Below are 20,140 nucleotides of genomic sequence, written 5' to 3'. Positions count from 1 at the left end.
GAGGGGACCGGCCCGGGTACGTCCGGGCTCAGGCCTCCGCGGGCGCCGCCACCCACAGCGGCAGCGGCTCGGTGCGCTCCAGCCACCCGGCCGGCGGCTGCCCGGTCGGCCGTGCGGCGATGATCCCGCCGACGATCGCGCAGGTGGTGTCGACGTCACCGCCCGCCTTGGCCGTCGTCCAGAACGCCTGCTGATAGTCGTCCAGGTGCCGGGCCGCCGACCACAGCGCGAACGGCACGGTGTCGTGCGCGCTGGTGCGCCGGCCACAGCCGAGCACCGCTGCCACCGTGGCCACGTCCGCGTAGTCGAGCATGTCGCGCGCCCGCCGTATGCCGGCCTTCACCGCGCTGGTCGGCACCAGGTCCAGCACGGCGCCGAGCAGCGCCGAGGGGTCCTTCGGGCCGTCCGGGTCGGCGACCAGCGCCGCCATGGCCGCGACGGCCATCGCGCCGACCACGGCCTCACGGTGCTGGTGGGTGGTGTACGCCGAGATCTCGGCCTGGTGTGTCGCCTGCTCGGCGTCGCCCGCGTACCAGGCGCCCAGCGGGGCGACCCGCATGGCGGCGCCGTTGCCCCACGAGCCCTGGCCGTTGAACAGGCCCGCGGCCAGCTCACGCCAGTCGGCGCCCTCCTGCCGGATCAGGCGCAGCATGCGGTTCACGGCCGGGCCGTAGCCGCGGTCGAAGTCATGGTGCTCCGCGAAGGACATCGCCAGGGCGTCCTGGTCGATGCGGCCGTGGGCGGCCAGCACGGCCAGCACGGAGCAGGCCATCTCGGTGTCGTCGGTCCACTGCCAGACGCCGGGCGGCAGCCCGCCGTTCTGGAGGGCCTGGTAGTTGGAAGGGACGAAGAACTGGGAGCCGAGGGCGTCGCCGACGGCGAGCCCGCGCAGACTTGCCAGGGCGCGGGAGATGTTTTCGGAGTCAACTGGGTGAGCGGTCATCGCGTCGGAAACTCTGACATCGTGCCTGATCCCGGTCAATCACCCTGTGCGCAAACTCACCTGCGGAATCCTTCGTCCACCATGGGGTCGGGAAGCCGCCACCGCGCGAAGGGGCGGTCGAGGGTGTAGCGGCCCGAGGGTCCGATGAGCAGGACGCGGCTCTCGGCGTTGCCCGGGTTGGACAGCGACTCGAACTCCTCGACCGTCCAGTGGAACCACCGCATGCAGAACAGCCGCATGGTCAGTCCATGCGTGACCAGCAGGACGTTCGGCGGGAAGTCCGGCTTGTCGAAGGCCCGGTAGAGGGTCTCCAGGAACGCACCCACCCGGTCGTACACATCGGCACCGGACTCGCCCTGCGCGAAGCGGTAGAAGAAGTGCCCGTAGGCGTCCCGGGCCTTGCGCTGGCGCTGCACGTCGTCGACGTCCTGCCAGTTACCCCAGTCCTGCTCCCGGAGCCGGGGCTCCTCCATCGCGTGGGTCAGCGACGGGTCGAGGTCCAGCCCGCGGAAGGTCTGCCAGGTGCGGCGGTAGGGCGACACGAACGCCTGGACCGGCTCGTCGCCGAACAGCGCCCGCAGGTTCTCCCCCGCGTCCGCGGCCTGCCGACGGCCGGTCGCGGTGAGCTCAAGAGCGTGGTCCGGCACCCTCTCGTAGATGGTGTCGTCCGCATTGCCCTGAGACTCTCCGTGCCGGATCAGCACGATGTGGCGAGGTCGGCCCATGGTGATCAGCCTATTCCCGCGACGGATCCCGGGCGCGCCGGTACGGCCTCTGCGGCCGCCCGGCTCCCCGTGACCCGGCTCCCCATGGTGACCCGGTCCCTCATGGCCTCGACGCTCCCGGCCGCCCGCGACCCCGTCACACCGTCCACGCCTGCACGATGTCCACGACGTCGCCCGCCACCGAGACCACATCGGTCTCCAGCTCGGTGCGCTCCGCCAGCCTCGTCATCGCGGCGGGGCGGTACTTGCCGCGCTCGTTCGCCGAGATCCACAGGGACAGCACCAGGAAGTCGCTGTCCGGCCCCTCGGCGAAGGCCCCGCGCAGCAGTCCTGGCGACCCGGCCATCGCCGGGTTCCACACCTTCTTCTGCATCTCGGCGAAGTGCTCGCCGCGTCCGGGCCGCACCTTCGAATGCGCGACACGCAGCAGATCGGCGTCGGCGAAGCGCGCCTCGAAGCCCACCCGCACGTCCAGCAGGTGCTCGAAGAGCAGCACCCCGAGGTTCTCGTACGAGTCGGCCTGCGATCCGGCGAGCTGGTCGTGCCCGCCCGTCATGAAGGCGTCGTAGGCCGCCCTGCTGTCCCAGAACGCGAACAGATGCGCCACACCCGGCTGCGCGCGGCTCCAGCCGCCGCCCTGCCCCCGGAATCCTGGCTGCCCCCGCAGCCCCGCCCACTTCCGCTGCCCCCGTTCGAACCCCGCCCGGTCCACGACCCCACAGCGAATCCACTTCACCAGCACCGCGCCATCCTAAGTCCGACGAGGGCCCCTCCCGCGCCCGCTCACCCGCTCAATTCCCCTGCCGGGGTGGCGAATATGATCGATCAATGGACGCACTTCATCCCCGCCTCCTCGTGGAGGACTTCGCCACCGCCGCCGAATTCTGGACCGCGGCGCTCCGCGACCTCCTGGGCATCGAGCCCGTGAAGGTCATCCCCGAAGCCGGATACGCCAACTGGGACCTGAACGGCGAGGGCGTCCTCGTCCTGTTCTCCCGTGCCGCCGTCGCGGCGGTGGTCGGCACCCAGGCCCTGCCGGCCCGGCCCGCCGGGCAGGACACCTCGATGCTCGTCTTCCGGGTGGACAGCGTGGACGACGCCGCCCCGCTCCTCACCGCGCACGGCGCCAAGGTCGTCACGGGTCCCCAGGACCGGCCGGCCTGGGGACCCGGCCTCCGTACGGCGCACCTGCGCACGCCGGACGGAACCCTCGTCGAGTTGCAGTCCTACTGAGCCGGACCCCGTCCCACGACCGACCGCACCTCCCTACCGGGCCGGATCGTGCAGACGGCCCAGCCGTTCGGTGTCGGCCGCGGCGAGGACGAGGCCGAAGGTGCTCTCCAGCACCTCGGGCAGCTCCCCGGCCGGCACCTTCCGCCGCTCCTCCGCGCCGTCCGCGGCACCCGCGCGCGTCACCGTCAGCTCGTCCCGCACCAGGGAGTACCGCGCCTGCGGCGTCACCCGCTGCACCACTGCCTGGCCGGTGAACCGGGACAGCGGGTGCGTCGACGTGTAGTGATTCAGGACGACGAGATCCACCGGGTACAGCGGGCTGGGCGCGAACGCGTACAGGTCCGACCAGCCCCGCGCGCCGAGCGAGCGCAGCACGCGCACGCCGCCCGCTTCCTCGGCGACCTCGAAGGCCCAGCCGCCCTGCCACGCCGGGGTGCCGACCCGCAGCTCGACCGGCTCCAGGGTTCCCGGACCGCCGAAGCCGGTGTCCGAGATCCATTCCGCGCCGTCCACGACGACCCGCAGCAGGACGTGCGTGATGGGCCGCAGCGTCGGGCCGGCGGTGCGGACCCGGGCGCCGTGGGCCGTGAAGACGAAGCCCAGGCGTTCGAGCACGGCCGCGAAGAGGGAGTTCTGTTCGTAGCAGTAGCCGCCACGGCGCTCCGTGACGAGTTTGCGCTGCACACTGTCCAGGTCGAGGCGGACCTCGCGCTCCAGCGCGACCTCCAGGTTCTCGAACGGGATCGCGGCGGTGTGCGCGCGGTGGAGTCCCCGCAGGGTCTCCGCCGTCCGCTCGAGGCCGCCCGTGTACCCGGTCCGCGCCAGATAGGCGTCCAGGTCGAGCCGGTCACCGCTCCAGACGGACTCCGCGACGGATCCGGCCGCTGTCTCCCGCTCCGCCACCGGCCCCGCCGGGGTCGCCGTCATCGCGCGGTCCCGGACTCGAAGCGCTCACCGGGCTTCAGCAGATGCAGGCGGTCGCTGATCCCCGCCCGCTCGAAGGCGTCCACCAGGGTGTCGCCGTTCTGTGTGAAGTGCCCCCAGTGCTCGAAGTGCAGCGGTACGACCTGCCGCGCGCCGAGGATCTCCGCCGCCTCGGCGGCGTGGACGCTGCCGAGCGTCAGATCGGCGCCCGGAAGCAGCGGGGTCTGCGCGGCGCCGGCGAACAGCACCGCGACGTCGAACGGTCCGAACCGCTCAGCGATCTCCCGTACGACCTGCAGCGACGCGTTGTCCCCGCTCACATAGACCGTCGGGAGGCCCTCGCCCGAGAGAACGAATCCGGTGACCTCGCCGACGACGGGCTCACTGCCGTCCGGCCCGTGCTGCGCCGGCACCCCGGTGATACGCAGCGTTCCCCCGTCCGGGCGGGTCAGCTCGGTGTGCTCCCAGTTCGGCAGTGCGGTGACGTTTCCGCCGATCCGCCCCAGCGCCGAACCGGTGGACAACGTCAGCGGCGCACTCGCCAGATACGCCCGCCCCGAGGTGTCGAGGTTGTCCGGGTGCTGGTCGTGCGAGAGCAGTACGGCGTCGACGGCCCCGACCGCGTCCGCATCGACCGCGGGGCCGGTGGTCTTCACCAGCGCCCGGTTGCCCATCGGGTACTCCCCCGGCGCGTCGAACGTCGGGTCGGTGAGCAGCCGCAGACCCCCGATCACGATCACCGCGGTCGGCCCGCCCACGTAATGGATATCCAGCTCGGTCATCGCAACTACCCCCTGTCATCAGCGGAAACGGCGGCAGCACACCGTACGGGCACCCCGCCCGCGACACCGCCCCCGTGTCGTCACCGATCACAAGTCCTTCAAGATCACACCTATTCCCGGCACGGAAAAAGGTCCGGTGCCGACTCCCGTCGGCACCGGACCTCTCACTCCCTCAACCGCGGTTCACTCCCGCGGCGCGCGCACGATCAGCTGCAGCCGCTGGTCGAGCCGCAGCCCTCGCACAGGTAGCAGCTGCCCGCACGGCGCATCTTCGTGCCGCAGGAGAAGCAGAGCGGGGCGTCGGCGTTCAGGCCGAGCTGGATCTCCAGCAGCTCCGTGGAGTTGTGCGCCTGCTTCGGGGCCGGCACGGCGGCCGGGTTCTCCGGCTTGGCGACGGCGACCGGCTTCGGTGCCGCGGCCTTCGGGGCGGGAGCCTCGACCTGGCGCGGTGCGGACTGGGCCAGGCCCTCGACGTCCACATCGTCGTCGCCCGGCTCGTAGGAACCGGTGTCCAGGTGGCGCTGACGCTCGCCGGCCGAGTGGATGCCGAGCGCGGAGCGGGTCTCGAAGGGCAGGAAGTCCAGCGCCAGGCGGCGGAAGATGTAGTCGACGATCGACTGCGCCATCCGCACGTCCGGGTCGTCGGTCAGACCGGCCGGCTCGAAGCGCATGTTGGTGAACTTCGAGACGTAGGTCTCCAGCGGCACGCCGTACTGCATGCCCACCGACACCGCGATGGAGAAGGCGTCCATCATGCCCGCGAGGGTCGAACCCTGCTTGGACATCTTGAGGAAGACCTCACCGAGACCGTCGTCCGGGTAGGAGTTGGCGGTCATGTAGCCCTCGGCGCCGCCGACGGTGAACGAGGTGGTGATCCCCGGACGGCCCTTCGGGAGGCGCTTGCGGACCGGGCGGTACTCGACGACCTTCTGGACCTCGGCCGGGACGACGGCCTCGGCGGCCGGCTCCTTCTTCTTCGCGGAGAGCGGCTGGCCGACCTTGCAGTTGTCGCGGTAGATCGCGAGCGCCTTCAGGCCGAGCTTCCAGCCCTCGTAGTAGACCTCTTCGATCTGCTCGACGGTGGCCGTCTCGGGCACGTTGACCGTCTTGCTGATCGCGCCGGACAGGAACGGCTGGGCCGCCGCCATCATGCGCACGTGGCCCATGGCCGAGATCGACCGCTCGCCCATGGCGCAGTCGAAGACCGAGTAGTGCTCGGTCTTCAGCGCCGGGGCGTCGACCACGTTGCCGTGCTCGGCGATGTGGGCCACGATCGCGTCGACCTGCTCCGGCTGGTAGCCGAGGCGGCGCAGCGCCTGCGGGACCGTGCCGTTGACGATCTGCATGGAGCCGCCGCCGACGAGCTTCTTGAACTTGACGAGCGCCAGGTCGGGCTCGACGCCCGTGGTGTCGCAGTCCATCATCAGGCCGATGGTGCCGGTCGGCGCGAGCACGGAGGCCTGCGCGTTGCGGAAGCCGTTCTTCTCGCCGAGGCGGAGCACGTCCTGCCAGGCCTCGGTGGCCGCGGCCCAGACCGGGACGTCCAGGTCGTCGGTGCGCTTGGCCACCGCGTTGGCGTCCGAGTGCTGCTTCATGACGCGCTTGTGGGCGTCCGCGTTGCGGGCGTAGCCGTCGTACGGGCCGACGACCGCGGCGAGCTCGGCGGAGCGCTTGTACGAGGTGCCGGTCATCAGCGAGGTGATGGCGCCGGCGAGCGCGCGGCCGCCGTCGCTGTCGTACGCGTGGCCGGTGGCCATCAGCAGGGCGCCGAGGTTGGCGTAGCCGATGCCGAGCTGGCGGAAGGCGCGGGTGGTCTCGCCGATCTTCTCGGTGGGGAAGTCGGCGAAGCAGATGGAGATGTCCATCGCGGTGATGACCAGCTCGACGACCTTCGCGAAGCGGTCCGCGTCGAACGACTGGTTGCCCTTGTCGTCGTCACGCAGGAACTTCATGAGGTTCAGCGACGCGAGGTTGCAGGACGAGTTGTCCAGGTGCATGTACTCGCTGCACGGGTTGGAGGCGGTGATGCGGCCCGTCTCCGGCGAGGTGTGCCAGTGGTTGATGGTGTCGTCGTACTGGATGCCGGGGTCGGCGCAGGCCCAGGCGGCTTCGGCCATCTTGGTGAAAAGGGACTTGGCGTCGACCTCTTCGATGATCTCGCCGGTCATCCGGGCGCGCAGGCCGAACTTCGAGCCGGACTCGACGGCCTTCATGAACTCGTCGTTCACGCGGACGCTGTTGTTGGCGTTCTGGTACTGGACGGACGTGATGTCGTCGCCGCCCAGGTCCATGTCGAAGCCCGCGTCGCGCAGGGCGCGGATCTTCTCCTCCTCCTTCACCTTGGTCTCGATGAAGGCCTCGACGTCCGGGTGGTCGACGTCCAGGACGACCATCTTGGCGGCGCGGCGGGTGGCGCCGCCCGACTTGATGGTGCCGGCGGACGCGTCGGCGCCGCGCATGAAGGAGACCGGGCCGGAAGCGTTGCCGCCGGAGGAGAGCAGCTCCTTGGAGGAGCGGATGCGGGAGAGGTTCAGGCCGGCGCCGGAGCCGCCCTTGAAGATCATCCCCTCTTCCTTGTACCAGTCCAGGATCGAGTCCATCGAGTCGTCGACGGAGAGGATGAAGCAGGCGGAGACCTGCTGCGGCTGGGCGGTACCGACGTTGAACCAGACCGGCGAGTTGAAGCTGAACACCTGGTGCAGCAGGGCGTAGGTCAGCTCGTGGTCGAAGATCTCGGCGTCGGCCGGGGAGGCGAAGTACCCGTTGTCCTCGCCGCCCTTGCGGTAGGACTTCACCACACGGTCGATGAGCTGCTTCAGGCTCGACTCGCGGGTCGGGCTGCCGACCGCGCCGCGGAAGTACTTGCTGGTGACGATGTTGACCGCGTTCACCGACCAGGAGTCGGGGAACTCGACGCCCCGCTGCTCGAAGTTGATCGAGCCGTCGCGCCAGTTGGTCATCACGACGTCGCGGTGCTGCCACACCACCTCGTCGTACGGGTGCACGCCCGGGGTGGTGTGGATACGTTCGATCCGCAGGCCCTTGCCACCCTTGGATCCCTTGGTCCGGGATCCTCGTGCCGCGCCGTTCGTCGTCTCAGTCATGTGCCGCCTCCCAATACAGGCAAAACGCCTAGAAGTGCGCGGATCATCCCGCCGCACGGTTCGTTGTCCTACGCCTCGGCGCAGCGCGCCTCGGCAAATCTGTGGGTACTGCCGCTGATCGGCCGTCGCTCGGTCAGTCAGCGGCGGGGGCGGGCGCGGGGACCCCGAGGTCCTCGTCGAGCCCGCGAAGGTTCGTGGGTGGGAGCTGCTCGCGCAGCTCGACGATGGCGGCCTCGAAGTCCTCGAGCGAGTCGAAGGCCCGGTAGACCGAGGCGAAGCGCAGGTACGCGACCAGGTCGAGATCCTGCAGGGGGCCGAGTATGGCCAGACCGACGTCGTGGGTCGAGAGCTCGGCGCTGCCGGTCGCCCTGACCGCCTCCTCGACGCGCTGCCCGAGCTGGGCGAGCGCGTCCTCGGTGACGGGGCGGCCCTGGCACGCCTTGCGGACGCCTGCGATGACCTTGTTCCTGCTGAAAGGTTCCGTGACGCCGCTGCGCTTGATCACCATCAGGGACGCCGTCTCCACCGTGGTGAAGCGGCGGCCGCAGTCGGGGCATTGACGGCGGCGGCGGATCGAGGTGCCGTCGTCCGTGGTGCGGCTGTCGACCACACGGCTGTCGGGGTGTCTGCAGAAGGGGCAGTGCATGTTCCCTATCCCCTCCTTCATTCAGCCCGTACCGGCGGCTGAGCGCACGACGATGACGCTCCCGGGGTCTGGCCTCAACCCCTGGGAACAGCCCCAAGCATAGGCGATCCACTGAGGGGTTGACCCACTGGGACCACTACTGGTGGGTGGCTGGCACTTACTTAACCACTAGATCTGGTGCCAGAGCCCCAAGCGCGACATTCCGCGTGTCGCGGCGGCGCGGCGCGTCGGAGCTTACGCGACGTCGCGCCTCGGCGTGGTGGGAGGTCGGCGGTGCGACACTGGGGGCGCGGCCCGCCGGCGATCCCGGCTCCCATCAGGAATCGAATGACTGTTCGGTCTATACACCCGATACCTTGATCACGTCAGGTGATTTACAAAATTTCACTCGAACGTGTGTTTGGCGCAACCTTTCGAAACCCACTACCGTTGTACTAACTGTCCGCGACAGCTGAGCGGGCCGACCGCACGCACTTGGTGCGGTCGTAGGACGTGGAGACCTTGCCGCCGGGCAGTCTGCGAAGCGTCTGTCACAGGGAGAACATCTCGAGAGGGGCCGCCGTGACCACCACCGCAGACACCGCAGCATTGACCGCCCAGGACCGCTCCCAGGATCGGCTCAGCCCGATGGATGCGATGAACGACGAAACGCCCAAGCCCACCCGCTCGCTCCCCGGCCGGCCGCCCGGGATCCGCGCGGACAGCTCCGGCCTCACCGACCGTCAGCGCCGGGTCATCGAAGTGATCCGCGATTCGGTCCAGCGCCGTGGCTACCCGCCGTCCATGCGCGAGATCGGCCAGGCCGTCGGTCTGTCCAGCACCTCCTCGGTCGCCCACCAGCTGATGGCGCTGGAGCGCAAGGGATTCCTGCGCCGCGACCCGCACCGCCCGCGCGCCTACGAGGTCCGCGGCTCCGACGCCACGCACTCGCAGCCGACGGACACCACCGGCAAGCCCTCCGCGTCGTACGTGCCGCTCGTCGGCCGGATCGCCGCCGGCGGTCCGATCCTCGCCGAGGAATCGGTCGAGGACGTCTTCCCGCTTCCCCGCCAGCTGGTGGGTGACGGCGAGCTGTTCGTCCTCAAGGTGGTCGGCGACTCGATGATCGAGGCCGCCATCGTCGACGGGGACTGGGTCACCGTCCGCCGTCAGCCCGTCGCCGAGAACGGCGACATCGTCGCCGCCATGCTCGACGGCGAGGCGACCGTCAAGCGCTTCAAGCGCGAGGACGGCCATGTCTGGCTGCTCCCGCACAATGCCGCTTACCAGCCCATCCCCGGTGACGAGGCGACGATCCTCGGCAAGGTGGTGGCGGTACTGCGCCGGGTCTGAACGACCCCTTACGACCGGGCCCCGGAACCTCTGCGCCGGTTCCGGGGCCCTGCCATGTCCGCATCGCCAGGGCGACGTCCGACGTTCAGGGCTCAGCCGGTGGCGGGTACTTCCTCCGCCGCGTCGACCGCCGCCACCTCGGCCGCTTCCTCCGTCACCGTCTCCTCGGCCTCGGCTTCCTCAGCCACCTCTTCCGCGGTCTCGGCGATCGCACTCGCCGTCGCGTCGATGGCCGCCAGCGAGCGGCGCACCTGGTTGCGGTCGGTGGTGTACCAGAGGTCCGGCATGCCGGCCCGCAGGAAGCTGCCGTACCGCGCGGTCGCGAGCCGGGGGTCCAGGACGGCGACGACGCCCCGGTCGCCCGAGGCCCGGATCAGCCGGCCGGCGCCCTGCGCCATCAGCAGCGCCGCGTGCGTGGCGGCCACCGACATGAAGCCGTTCCCGCCGCGCTCCTCGACAGCCTTCTGCCGCGCGCTCATCAGCGGGTCGTCCGGGCGGGGGAACGGGATCCGGTCCATCACCACCAGCTGGCAGTTCACCCCCGGCACGTCCACGCCCTGCCAGAGCGAGAGCGTGCCGAACAGACAGGTGGCCGCGTCCTCGGAGAAGGTGCGGATCAGCTCCCCGAGCGTCTCCTCGCCCTGCAGCAGGATGGGATGGTCGAGCCGGCCCCTCAGGTCCTCCGCCGCCGCCTGGGCGCCCCGCATCGAGGAGAACAGCCCCAGCGTGCGACCGCCCGCGGCCTGGATCAGCTCGGCGAGTTCATCCAGCATGTCCTCGCGGCGGCTGTCGCGGCCCGGCTGGGCAAGGTGTTTGGCGACGTAGAGAATCCCCTGCTTGGGGTAGTCGAACGGCGAGCCGACGTCGATGCCCTTCCACGGCGGCACGTCCTCGCCCTCGACGCCCTCCGGGGCCAGGCCGAGCGAGGCCGCGACCCCGTTGAAGTCGCCGCCGAGCTTGAGGGTGGCGGAGGTGAGCACCACGGAACGTTCCGTGAAGAGCTTCTCGCGCAGCAGGCCGGAGACGCTGAGCGGAGCGACCCGCAGTGAGGCGCCGAACCGGTCGTGGCTCTCGCACCAGACCACGTCGTACTCGGAGCCCTGCACGATGCGCTCGGCGACCTCATGGACGTGCTCGACCGAGGCGAGCGCCTGCTTGCGCACCGCGTTCTCGTCCTGGACGGACTTGTCGCGGGTCTCGCCGATCGCGGTGATCACCTGGCGGCAGGCGTCGCGCAGCGCCGCCAGTGCGTAGCCGAGGTCCTCCGGGATCTCCTCCAGGCGGCCGGGCAGTGACAGTTCCATCAGCCGCTCGAAGCCCTCGGAGGCGCTGAGCAGCGCGTCGGCGGCCTTCTCGTTGACGAGCTTGGCGGCCCGCCGGACGGCGCGGTTGACGCTACCGGGGCTGATCTCACCGGTCGCGACACCGGTGACACGGGAGACCAGCTCATGGGCCTCGTCCACGATCAGGACCTCGTGGCTGGGCAGGACCGGCGCGCCCTCGATGGCGTCGATGGCGAGCAGGGCGTGGTTGGTGACCACCACGTCCGCGAGCTTGGCGCGCTCGCGGGCCGCCTCGGCGAAGCACTCCGCGCCGTAGGCGCACTTCGTGGCGCCGAGGCATTCGCGCGAGGTGACGGAGATCTGCGACCAGGCCTTGTCGGAGACGCCCGGCGTGAGGCCGTCCCGGTCGCCGGTCTCGGTCTCGTCCGCCCAGTCGCGCAGCCGGAGCAGGTCCTTGCCGAGCTTGCTGGTGGGCGCCGCGGCTTCGAAGACGTCGAAGAGACCGTCCTCCTCTTCCTGCGGCACCCCTTCGTGCAGGCGGTGCAGACAGAGATAGTTCGACCGGCCCTTGAGCATGGCGAACTGCGGCTCGCGGCGCAGCAGCGGCTTCAGCGCCTGGACGGTACGCGGCAGGTCACGCTCGACCAGCTGCCGCTGCAGGGCGAGGGTGGCGGTCGCGACCACCACCCGCTCGCCGTGGGCGAGGGCGGGCACCAGATAGCCGAGGGACTTTCCGGTGCCGGTGCCGGCCTGGACGAGCAGATGGGCGCTGTCGTCCACGGCGGTCTCGACGGCCTGGGCCATCGTGACCTGGCCGGGGCGCTCCACGCCGCCGACCGCGGTGACGGCTGCGTGGAGGAGTTCGGTGAGGGCGGGCTTCGTCATAGGGAAACCAGCCTAAGGGGGCGCACTGACAACACGGTCCTGCCCCGGGACGCGGTGATCGTTCGCCGTACGCAATCCGGCGTCCGGTGCTAACTTCTGGCGCATGTCGTTCGAGTTGGCCGGAGAAATCGGCGTCGGAACGGTGCTCAGCGGCCGGTACCGGCTGGAGGTCGCGCTGGGTGGCGGCGGCTTCGGGCAGGTGTACTCGGCGTGCGACCAGGCGCTCGGCCGGCAGGTGGCGGTCAAGGTACTGACGCTCCGCCCCGAGTGGGCGGACGGCGAGCGGTCGGCGCGGCAGGGCAGGTTCCGCCGGGAGGCCACCGCCGCGGCCCGGCTGAGCCACCCGAACGTGGCCGCCGTCCATGACGCGGGCGAGCACTCCGGGGCGCCGTACATCGTGATGGAACTGCTGCGTGGCAAGAACCTGCGGCAGGTCCTGCTGGAGCAGGGCGCCCTGCCGGTCGCCGACGTGGTGGAGTACGGCATCCAGATCTGCGCGGGGCTGGAGCACGCGCACGGCCAGGGACTGGTCCACCGGGACATCAAGCCGGAGAACCTGATGCTGCTGCCCAGGGGCATCGTCAAGATCTGCGATTTCGGGCTGGTGGCGGAGCGGGACGCGAACGTCACCCGGTACACGGAGCCGATGTCCATCCTGGGGTCGCCGCAGTACTTCTCCCCCGAGCAGGCGCTGGGGCACGAGGTGACCGGCCGCTCCGACCTGTACTCACTGGGGTGCGTCCTCTACGCACTGCTGGCGGCGTCTCCGCCGTTCGAGGCGGGCAACACCGTCGGCTACGCGTACCAGCATGTGCACGAGGTGCCGGAGCAGCTGGCCGCCCGCCGCCCCGGGGTTCCCGCCGCGCTCGCCGAGTTGGTGCACGCGCTGCTCGCCAAGAACCCGGCGGACCGGCCGGCGGGCGCCGCGGAGGCCGCGGAGCGGCTGCGCGCGGCGGGCCGGCCCGCGCCGGCCCCGGAACCGAAGCCGGCTCCGAAACCGGCCCCGAAGCCCGAGATGCCCCGGACGCCGACCGTGCTGGACCGCGGACCGCAGGACACCGCCTGGTCGCGGCTGGAGGAGGCCGAGCGGCTGCTCGCCGCCGGCCGGTTCGGCGACGCCGACCGCTGCTACTGGAATCTGTACCAGCAGCTCAGCAGGTCGGGCGGGGAGGGCGAGCCGGCCGCGTTCGCCGCACTGTTCGGCCGGGCACGGGTCCTGGAGGGGCTGAACGGCGCGGCGACGGTCGTCCGCCGGCTGACGGATCTGTCGGCGCGTACGGCGGCGGCGCTGGGCCCCGACCATGCGCTGGCGCGCTGTGTGACGTCCTACGCGGCGGTCAGGACTCCACGCGGGCGGTGACATCGGCGGCGAGCCGCAGCGCGTCGCCCGGGCGCAGCGCCACCCGCTCTCCTGCGGTGATCCGGGTGCCGCGCACGAAGGTGCCGTTGGTCGAGCCCTCGTCGGTGATCCAGGCGGAGCCGTCGGGGTCGACGCCGACGCTGGCGTGGACCCGCGACAGGTTGTCGCGGCCGCCGAGGAAGCGGACGGCCGGGCACTGCTGCGGATCCCGGCCGAGCCGGATCCGGCCGCCCGGCTCGACGACCGCCGCACCGTCGGGGAAGACGAGCCGCAGCGCACGGCCGGGCGCGTCGCGGCGGGTGATGCCCGGCAGCGTCAGCGGTGCGGCCTTCGTGGGCGCCGTCATCAGCGCGAAGGGTACGTAGCAGCCCCGGCAGACGAGTTGGCCCGCGACCGCGCCGGCGAGGCCGCACTCCGGGCACGGCCTGCCGGTGCCGTGGTCCTCGCCGTCACGGCCCTCACCGCCGTCGCGCATGGCGCCCCCGCTTCTGTCTCCCGTGGTATCCCGTCACGGTATCGCCAGCCGGGACACAGCCGCGTCAGGGGCCGCTCAGGGGGTTGCGGACGGTGCCGTGGACGGCGGCGTGCGGGCGGTCGGGACGGTCCCGGTAGCCGTCGAGGTGCAGCCGGTTGCGGTTGAGGCACAGCCGGTCGATCCGGGGGGTGAGCAGGTCGAAGGTCGCGAAGCGCTCCTTCAGCTCGGGGAAGCGGTCCTGGTGCCGCAGGATCGTCTCGCGGACCAGCCCCCAGAAATCGCCTTCCGGGACGCCCAACTGGTCCTCGCACAGCGGCGCGAGGTACCGGAGCACCCCGATGAAGAGCCCGGAGTGGATGAACTGGGTCAGGAAGGCCGGGGGTTCGGTGAGCAGCACCGCGCGGACGTCCGCGGGCATCGACCCGTGTTCCGGCAGCGGCTCCGCGGAGACGTTCATGTCGTCGACGAAGTCCTTGACGGCGAGCCGCACGGGAATGTCGTGCTCGTCGAAGACGACGATGGCGTTCTCGCCGTGCGGGGAGAAGACCGTCCCGTACTGGTACAGGAAGTGCAGCAGCGGGGGCAGCAGGGCCGCGAACAGATGGCGCAGCCAGACGCGCGGCGCCAGCCCGGAGCGTTCGACGAGCTCGGCGGTGAAGGCGCGCCCTTCCGGGTCGGTGTGCAGCAGCGCCGCGAGCGTACGGGCCCGCTCGCCGGGGCCGAGCCGGCCGGTGAGCGGCTCGCGCCAGATACAGCCGAGGAGTTCGCGGTACTGGTAGGGCACGCCCGGGATCCGGTCGTACAGCGGGTGTTCGACGGTGATCGAGGCGACCTCGCCGAGCAGGATCACCCGGGTCTCGTCGCGCAGGAAGGGGTCGGCGTCCCGCAGACCGTGCACCCAGGCGGTGACCGCGGGGGCGGCGAGGGTGCGCTCGGTGGGCAGCCCGCGCCACACGAGGGTGTTGAGGACCGACAGCGGCAGCTTGACCGTGCGGCGGTCCGGGCGGCTGGTGTTGAGGAAGGTCCTGATCGACTGCTGGGGCAGCCGCAGGTCGTTGTCAGTGGCGAGGGGCAGGATGGAACCGTCGGCGAGATGAGCGGCGAAGAGGGGTGCGATCGTCTCCTCCCACTGCCAGGGGTGGACGGGCAGCAGGAGGTAGTCGGCGGGGTCGCGCCCCTGGTCGGTGATGGTGCGGGCGAAGCCGGCGCGTACGTCCGGGGGGAGTTCTTCGGCGTAGAGCCGGTCGGGGGTGTCCAGGGCGGCGACGCCCCGGTACTGGGCGAGGTCGCGGTGGACGGCGATCCAGGGAAGGCGGTGGTGCCGGCGGGCCTCAGGAGCCCATAAGGCGGAGTCGGCGGCGGAGAAGCCGAGCCGGCCCTTGTTGGCGACGAGCCAGGGGTGGCCGGTCTGGTGGCCTTCGAGGTCGGCGTAGTCCAGTGCGGCGAGCTCGGCGGCGGTGACGGCGGAGGCGTCGAGCCGGACATCGGCGGCCAGCGTCGCCAGGAGTTCGCGGATCAGATGCCCCGTGGTGTCGCCCGGCAGGTCCAGCACGGTGTCGTGTCCATGGGCGAGGAAGTGCAGCGGGTCGCCGGTGGGCGTGATGGAGCCGGCGTCCACGGACCAGCTGCCATAGGCACCGCGGCGGGCGCGGAACCGGTAGACGACGTCGTCGCGCAGCACCAGCCGGTAGGGCGACCAGCCGGTCCCGGAACGGGACCCGGTGCCGGTTCCGGTGTCGAGGTCGGCGTCGGCGTCGGCGTCGGGATCCGGCTCCGGGGTGATGACGGCTTCGTACGCGTACTCGGCGAGCATCTTGGCCAGCATGCGGCGGGCGGCGAGCTGCCAGCCGGTGCCTCGGAGCGGTGGCGGGATGGTCAAGGTCGGTGCTCCTCTGCGGGGGACAGCGCGGCGGCGGACAGGGGTCGGCGGAGGTCCCGAAGGGGCCCGGGAGATCAGAAAGGTCAGGGTGCGGTCGGGCGGTCAGGGTGCGGTCGGGCGGTCAGGCGGTCAGGCGGTCAGGCGGTCAGGCGGTCAGGCGGTCAGGCGGTCAGGCGGTCAGAGGAGATGTCTCACGGCACGGTCGCGGATCATCAGAGCCGCCCGTTTGCCGGGCAGCTCCACCTCGGCGGAGAACCGGAAGCCCCCGGCGAGGAAGGCGGCGACGGAGGGGGTGTTGCGCAGGTCGGGTTCCGCGATGACGCGCGCGCAGGCCGGCCGGTGGTCGAGCACGAGGTCGGCGACGGCTCGCAGCAGGGTGGTGCCCAGGCCGCAGGCCCGGTCGTCGACACCACCGATCAGCAGATGCACCCCGGTGTCATGGGGTCGGGAGGGGTAGTAGCGGGCGACGGAGTCGAGATCGGCCCGGTAGATCTCCCAGTAGCTCATGGGGGTGCCGTCCAGGACGCCGAGGCAGGGGACGCTGCGGCCGTCGCCGTCGAGCTGGCCGCGCAGATGCCGCTCGGTGATCCGCGGTTCTCCGGAGAGCTCCCAGAACTCGGCGACGGCCGGGTCGTTCATCCAGCCGGAGATCATCGGCAGATCGCGTTCGACGGTCGCGGGAACGAGCTGGAAGGTGCCCGCCCGGGTGGCCGTCGGCCCCCAGTCCGCGACCCCGCCGAGCAGACCGCCGTCCGCGCCCGGAGCCCCGGCGGACCGCGCCGGATCCGGCGCGTTGAAGAGGGCGAGGACCTCGTCGGACAGTGTCAGGTCCAGGGTGTCCTCGGTGTTGGAGTCGGCGGGCGGCAGCACGGCTCCCTCCTCTCCTGCGGTCGGACCGCTCAGGCGGCCAGCGGATTGCGGATCGTCACGTAGACGGACTGGGTGTCGACCGGGCCGACGAGTTCATCCATACCGTGCAGCCGGGTCAGCAGATTGGCTTTGCAGCGCAGTGTCGCGGCCCCGAGCAGCTGTTCCGGCAGACGGGAGCGGCCGGTGGCCGCCGCCAGGCCGAGGAACCGGCGGAAGGCGGCGAGGAGCAGGCGTTCGTCGGCCAGCCCCTGGGAGCCGAACGCGCCGATCAGGCCGAGGACGTTGTTGATGCCGAGGTAGTAGGCGAAGCGCTCGTCGGCGATGGCGTCCGCGACGAAGGTGTCGCTCTCCGCGCCGATCCCGGGCAGCCTGCGCTCCAGGGCGGCCCGGTGGGACTCCCGGAAGTAGTAGCCCTGGTTGTCCCGGTAGCGGCCGCCGGACGGCCAGCCGTCGGCGTCCAGCAGGACGAGGGTGTTCTGCTGGTGGGCCTCCAGGGCGATCCCCGCCTCTCCGTCCAGCCAGAGGACGGGACGGACGACGGCGTCCAGATAGCGCAGGAACCACTCGGTGGCGACGGCCGCGGCCGGGCGTCCGGTCCGGGCCGCGAGGCGGCCGGTGAGGTCGGCCAGGCGGGAGCGCAGGGCGGGCGCGGCCTGTCCCGGCCAGGGGCGCGGCGAGGTGAGGCCCGCCAGGCAGTGGGTCTGGTCGCCGGGGCCGAACGGGTTGTGCCGCAGCACCACGTCCAGGCCCTGGAGCGGCTCTCCGCCCGGCGCGTTCACCGCGAGCCACGCGGGGTCGCGGACGATGTCGAAGCCGGGGTGCGCGGCGCGCCACTGCTCGGCGAGTCCGCTGCGCAGCAGCCGGTGGACCTCGGTGCCGCGCCGGAGTTCCTTGCGGAGGTTCTCGCGGCGGGAGTTGGTGATGCGCAGCGCCAGCGAGAGCTTCAGCAACGCGGGGGCGCCGGACCGGTACACGGTCCGCACGGAGGAGGTGGGGTGCCAGGGATCGCCGAGCGGGCCGAGGTCACGCAGCTGACCCGTCTCGAAGAGTTCCCGCACCTCGGGCCGGTGCTGGACCTCGCGGGCCTGCCATGGGTGCAGGGGCAGGGCGGCGGCGCCGTCGGGGAGTTCGAGGCCGGGGCCTGCGAGGTCGGTGAGGAGCTGTTCGGCGGGAATGGCGCGGCCGCGTTCGGTCCAGGCCGAGTCGGTGGCGATCAGGGAGCGGTCGACGGCGAACCAGTGCAGCGGGAAGGAGCCGCGCAGTTCCGGCGAGTAGGCGCGGGACTCCGCCTCGGAGAGCCCCTCCCTGCCCTTGGGCGTGGGGTGCAGCGGGTGGCCGAGGAGGAGCGACTGCTCGGCTTCGAGGAACGGATCCGTGGCGGCGGGCGCCGCGGGCCGCTCCCGCCGGTCGGTGAGGAACAGGGCGGTACGGCGGGCGGAGTCGGCGACCCGGCCGATCAGGTCGCCGCCCTCGGCCGGATCCGTGCCGGCCTCGCGCGCCAGCAGCGCCGCCAGGCAGACGGCGGTCAGCGGCACCTGGTCGGCGAGGGCGAGCCGTACGGTGCCGAACCGGTGGTGCCCGGTCGCTGACCAGTGCCGGACCCGGACGTCGAAGCCGGTGCCGCTGGCGGGGAGCGGTACACGCAGCACGCCGTCCCGCGGCTCGGGGAGCGCGGTCTCGCGCACCCAGCAGCGCAGCAGGCTCTCGATCGACGCCGCGTCGGCCGCCGCGTAGGCGTCGGACGCTTCGAGGGGATCGGGCTCGCCCGGCAGCGGCAGGGCCGCCCGCCGCGACTGCGGCGGTACGAGGGCCGTGCTGTCCTGAACGGCCGTGCCGGTCTGGTGAGCCGGCCCGCCGTGGAGGGTCGGCCTGTCCTGCTGGGCCGCGCCGGCCTGGGCCGGCGTGCTGTCGGCGGCAGGGTCGGCGTTCGTGCCGGGGCATACGCTCATGCCGGTACTCCGTGTGTCGGTGGGGCCCGTCGGCCCGGAGGTCTGGGGGTACTCGGCCGTCGCCTGTGGGCTCGTCATGCGCGCTCCTCCACCGCTCCGGCGCCCGCGGACGCACCGGAGAATCCAGGACCGACGCGAGCGCCGGGAGTTCCCGCAGTCCCGGAACCCCCAGAAGTCCCAGGAGCTCCGGGAGCCCCGGGAGCCCCGGAAACCGCCCGCTCGGCCGCCGCGATCGAGTCCGCGAGCCGGTCGAGCACCGCCTCGGCCTGCTCGTCGGTGATGGTGAGCGGCGGGAGCAGCCGGACGACACTGCTGTGCCGGCCGCCGAGTTCGATGATGAGACCGCGCCGCAGCGCCTCCTGCTGCACGGCGGCGGCGAGCCGGGGCGCGGCGGGCAGCGACCCGTAATCGTCGGGTTCTGCCTCGGTGTCGACGAGTTCGAGGCCGATCATCAGACCGCGGCCCCGCACATCGCCGATGCACGGGTGGTGCGCGGCCAGTCCGCGCAGCCGGGCCGACATCCGGCTGCCGAGGGTGCCGGCCCGCACGTCCAGGCCGTGCTCACGGACGTACTTCAGGGTGACGGCGCCCGCCGCCATGGCGAGCTGGTTGCCCCGGAAGGTGCCCGCGTGGGCGCCGGGCCGCCAGGTGTCCAGCTCCTCCCGGTAGACGATGACGGCGAGCGGGAGGCTGCCGCCGATCGCCTTCGAGAGCACCATCACGTCCGGCACGATCCCGCTCTGCTCGACGGCCCAGAAGGTCCCGGTGCGTCCGACGCCCGTCTGTACCTCGTCGACGATCAACGGGATGCCGCGCCGGGCGGTGATCTCCCGCATCCGGCGCAGCCACGCCTCGGGCGCGGGGATCACCCCGCCCTCGCCCTGCACCACTTCGAGCAGCATCCCGGCGGGCGGCTGGACGCCGCCCTTGGGGTCGTCCAGCAGGCTGGCGGTCCACCGGGCGGACAGCTCCGCCCCGCGGTCGCCGCCGGTGCCGAACGGGCAGCGGTACTCGTACGGGTACGGGAGCCGCGTCACCCGCGCGTCGGCCTCGCCGACCGTGGCGCGCGCCGCGGTGTCCCCGGTCGCGGCCAGCGCGGCCGCGGTCATCCCGTGGTAGGCGCCGGTGAAGGCCAGCAGTCCGGCGTGGCCGGTGGCGTTGCGGACGAGCTTGATGGCCGCCTCGACCGCGTCCGTACCGGCCGGTCCGCAGAACTGCACCCGCCCGTGGGCGGCCAGTTCCGGCGGCAGCGTCTCGAACAGGGCGGTGGTGAAGGCGTCCTTCACCGGCGTGGCCAGATCGAGGACGTGCAGCGGGGCCCCGGAGTCCAGGACCGCGCGGATCGCCTCCAGGACGACCGGGTGGTTGTGCCCGAGCGCCAGCGTCCCCGCGCCGGACAGGCAGTCCAGATAGCGGCGGCCATCGGCGCCCTCGACCGTCATCCCGCGGGCTCTGACCGGGACGACGGGCAGCGAGCGGGCGTAGGTGCGGGCCGCGGACTCACGCAGCGACTGCCGCCGCAGGATCCCCTCTCCCGCGACGAAGTCGTCTGCCGACGCGGCCAGTTGGTCCGGCCCGCTCTGGATGGCGGCCACGTGCTCACTCCTCCGGTCGACGTCCCCCATCCGCACTAACGACGCGCCCCTGGTCCGATCACGGTCGGCCGGGAGATCTTTCGGGGCGGAACCGCGGACCCGGCGCGAACCGTCCCTCACAGCACCCGGCATAGTGGGGGACCGCCCCTTCGCCG

At 71.9% G+C, this 20,140-nt stretch carries 16 protein-coding genes; 3 read left to right on the top strand and 13 right to left on the bottom strand.

Annotated elements, in window-relative coordinates; all coding sequences use genetic code 11:
- Positions 1 to 28: 28 nt before the first annotated feature.
- The 3 genes from C8250_RS31170 to C8250_RS31160 form a co-directional block, all read right to left on the bottom strand.
- Positions 29 to 943 (bottom strand): ADP-ribosylglycohydrolase family protein, encoded by a 915-nt coding sequence (locus C8250_RS31170; protein ID WP_138357296.1) that lies wholly within the window; start codon positions 941 to 943, stop codon positions 29 to 31.
- A 56-nt stretch (positions 944 to 999) separates the two neighbouring features.
- Positions 1,000 to 1,668, bottom strand: a complete 669-nt coding sequence (locus tag C8250_RS31165) for a histidine phosphatase family protein (protein WP_138357297.1) — start codon at positions 1,666 to 1,668, stop codon at positions 1,000 to 1,002.
- Between the two features lie 136 nt (positions 1,669 to 1,804).
- Positions 1,805 to 2,410 (bottom strand): YdbC family protein, encoded by a 606-nt coding sequence (locus C8250_RS31160; RefSeq protein WP_138357298.1) that lies wholly within the window; start codon positions 2,408 to 2,410, stop codon positions 1,805 to 1,807.
- An 86-nt stretch (positions 2,411 to 2,496) separates the two neighbouring features.
- Here C8250_RS31160 and C8250_RS31155 point away from each other — a divergent pair, with 86 nt between their 5' ends.
- Positions 2,497 to 2,901 carry a VOC family protein gene (locus C8250_RS31155; RefSeq protein WP_138357299.1) on the top strand — a complete coding sequence of 135 codons (405 nt, stop codon included), beginning with the start codon at positions 2,497 to 2,499 and terminating at the stop codon, positions 2,899 to 2,901.
- Positions 2,902 to 2,934: 33 nt separating this feature from the next.
- Here the strand turns inward: C8250_RS31155 and C8250_RS31150 are convergent, their stop codons facing one another.
- From C8250_RS31150 to nrdR, 4 genes are all read right to left on the bottom strand, one after another.
- Complete coding sequence (locus tag C8250_RS31150) at positions 2,935 to 3,828, bottom strand: arylamine N-acetyltransferase (protein WP_138357300.1); 894 nt, start codon at positions 3,826 to 3,828, stop codon at positions 2,935 to 2,937.
- Complete coding sequence (locus C8250_RS31145; RefSeq protein WP_138357301.1) at positions 3,825 to 4,607, bottom strand: MBL fold metallo-hydrolase; 783 nt, start codon at positions 4,605 to 4,607, stop codon at positions 3,825 to 3,827. The genes C8250_RS31150 and C8250_RS31145 overlap by 4 nt, the downstream gene beginning before the upstream one ends.
- 206 nt (positions 4,608 to 4,813) lie before the next feature.
- Positions 4,814 to 7,711, bottom strand: coding sequence for a vitamin B12-dependent ribonucleotide reductase (locus C8250_RS31140; RefSeq protein WP_138357302.1), 2,898 nt, complete (start codon positions 7,709 to 7,711; stop codon positions 4,814 to 4,816).
- Between the two features lie 133 nt (positions 7,712 to 7,844).
- Positions 7,845 to 8,357, bottom strand: a complete 513-nt coding sequence (gene nrdR, locus C8250_RS31135; RefSeq protein ID WP_138357303.1) for a transcriptional regulator NrdR — start codon at positions 8,355 to 8,357, stop codon at positions 7,845 to 7,847.
- A 561-nt stretch (positions 8,358 to 8,918) separates the two neighbouring features.
- Between nrdR and lexA the strand changes: the two genes are divergently transcribed.
- Complete coding sequence (lexA, locus tag C8250_RS31130) at positions 8,919 to 9,689, top strand: transcriptional repressor LexA (protein ID WP_138357304.1); 771 nt, start codon at positions 8,919 to 8,921, stop codon at positions 9,687 to 9,689.
- Between the two features lie 92 nt (positions 9,690 to 9,781).
- On the opposite strand, the gene C8250_RS31125 is transcribed toward lexA, so the two are convergent.
- A complete protein-coding gene (locus tag C8250_RS31125; RefSeq protein ID WP_138357305.1) occupies positions 9,782 to 11,857 on the bottom strand; it encodes an ATP-dependent DNA helicase in 2,076 nt (691 codons plus the stop codon).
- A 103-nt stretch (positions 11,858 to 11,960) separates the two neighbouring features.
- Between C8250_RS31125 and C8250_RS31120 the strand changes: the two genes are divergently transcribed.
- Positions 11,961 to 13,217, top strand: coding sequence for a serine/threonine-protein kinase (locus C8250_RS31120; protein WP_138357306.1), 1,257 nt, complete (start codon positions 11,961 to 11,963; stop codon positions 13,215 to 13,217).
- Here C8250_RS31120 and C8250_RS31115 read toward each other — a convergent pair.
- The 5 genes from C8250_RS31115 to C8250_RS31095 form a co-directional block, all read right to left on the bottom strand.
- Complete coding sequence (locus C8250_RS31115) at positions 13,195 to 13,692, bottom strand: FHA domain-containing protein (protein ID WP_138357307.1); 498 nt, start codon at positions 13,690 to 13,692, stop codon at positions 13,195 to 13,197. The genes C8250_RS31120 and C8250_RS31115 overlap by 23 nt on opposite strands.
- Positions 13,693 to 13,756: 64 nt before the next feature.
- Entirely contained in the window at positions 13,757 to 15,517 is a 1,761-nt protein-coding gene (locus tag C8250_RS31110) for an IucA/IucC family protein (RefSeq protein WP_138357319.1), read from the bottom strand.
- 231 nt (positions 15,518 to 15,748) lie between these two features.
- A complete protein-coding gene (locus tag C8250_RS31105; RefSeq protein WP_307811530.1) occupies positions 15,749 to 16,441 on the bottom strand; it encodes a GNAT family N-acetyltransferase in 693 nt (230 codons plus the stop codon).
- A 29-nt stretch (positions 16,442 to 16,470) separates the two neighbouring features.
- A complete protein-coding gene (locus C8250_RS31100; RefSeq protein ID WP_244809467.1) occupies positions 16,471 to 18,468 on the bottom strand; it encodes an IucA/IucC family protein in 1,998 nt (665 codons plus the stop codon).
- Positions 18,465 to 20,015 (bottom strand): diaminobutyrate--2-oxoglutarate transaminase family protein, encoded by a 1,551-nt coding sequence (locus tag C8250_RS31095; RefSeq protein WP_138357309.1) that lies wholly within the window; start codon positions 20,013 to 20,015, stop codon positions 18,465 to 18,467. Before C8250_RS31095 ends, C8250_RS31100 begins: the two co-directional genes overlap by 4 nt.
- Between the last annotated feature and the right edge of the window lie 125 nt (positions 20,016 to 20,140).

The sequence above is a fragment of the Streptomyces sp. So13.3 genome (genome assembly GCF_005860785.2).
Classification (GTDB): Bacteria; Actinomycetota; Actinomycetes; order Streptomycetales; family Streptomycetaceae; genus Actinacidiphila; species Actinacidiphila fildesensis.
This window is presented reverse-complemented; position numbering and strand designations above follow the sequence as displayed.

Excerpts from the sequence above, each read along its gene's own strand:
- C8250_RS31170 (WP_138357296.1), bottom strand. The coding sequence starts at position 943 with ATGACCGCTCACCCAGTTGACTCCGAAAACATCTCCCGCGCCCTGGCA.
- C8250_RS31165 (WP_138357297.1), bottom strand. The coding sequence starts at position 1,668 with ATGGGCCGACCTCGCCACATCGTGCTGATCCGGCACGGAGAGTCTCAG.
- C8250_RS31155 (WP_138357299.1), top strand. The coding sequence starts at position 2,497 with ATGGACGCACTTCATCCCCGCCTCCTCGTGGAGGACTTCGCCACCGCC.
- C8250_RS31150 (WP_138357300.1), bottom strand. The coding sequence starts at position 3,828 with ATGACGGCGACCCCGGCGGGGCCGGTGGCGGAGCGGGAGACAGCGGCC.
- C8250_RS31145 (WP_138357301.1), bottom strand. The coding sequence starts at position 4,607 with ATGACCGAGCTGGATATCCATTACGTGGGCGGGCCGACCGCGGTGATC.
- C8250_RS31140 (WP_138357302.1), bottom strand. The coding sequence starts at position 7,711 with ATGACTGAGACGACGAACGGCGCGGCACGAGGATCCCGGACCAAGGGA.
- nrdR (WP_138357303.1), bottom strand. The coding sequence starts at position 8,357 with ATGCACTGCCCCTTCTGCAGACACCCCGACAGCCGTGTGGTCGACAGC.
- C8250_RS31125 (WP_138357305.1), bottom strand. The coding sequence starts at position 11,857 with ATGACGAAGCCCGCCCTCACCGAACTCCTCCACGCAGCCGTCACCGCG.
- C8250_RS31120 (WP_138357306.1), top strand. The coding sequence starts at position 11,961 with ATGTCGTTCGAGTTGGCCGGAGAAATCGGCGTCGGAACGGTGCTCAGC.
- C8250_RS31115 (WP_138357307.1), bottom strand. The coding sequence starts at position 13,692 with ATGCGCGACGGCGGTGAGGGCCGTGACGGCGAGGACCACGGCACCGGC.
- C8250_RS31110 (WP_138357319.1), bottom strand. The coding sequence starts at position 15,517 with ATGCTGGCCAAGATGCTCGCCGAGTACGCGTACGAAGCCGTCATCACC.
- C8250_RS31100 (WP_244809467.1), bottom strand. The coding sequence starts at position 18,468 with ATGACGAGCCCACAGGCGACGGCCGAGTACCCCCAGACCTCCGGGCCG.
- C8250_RS31095 (WP_138357309.1), bottom strand. The coding sequence starts at position 20,015 with ATGGGGGACGTCGACCGGAGGAGTGAGCACGTGGCCGCCATCCAGAGC.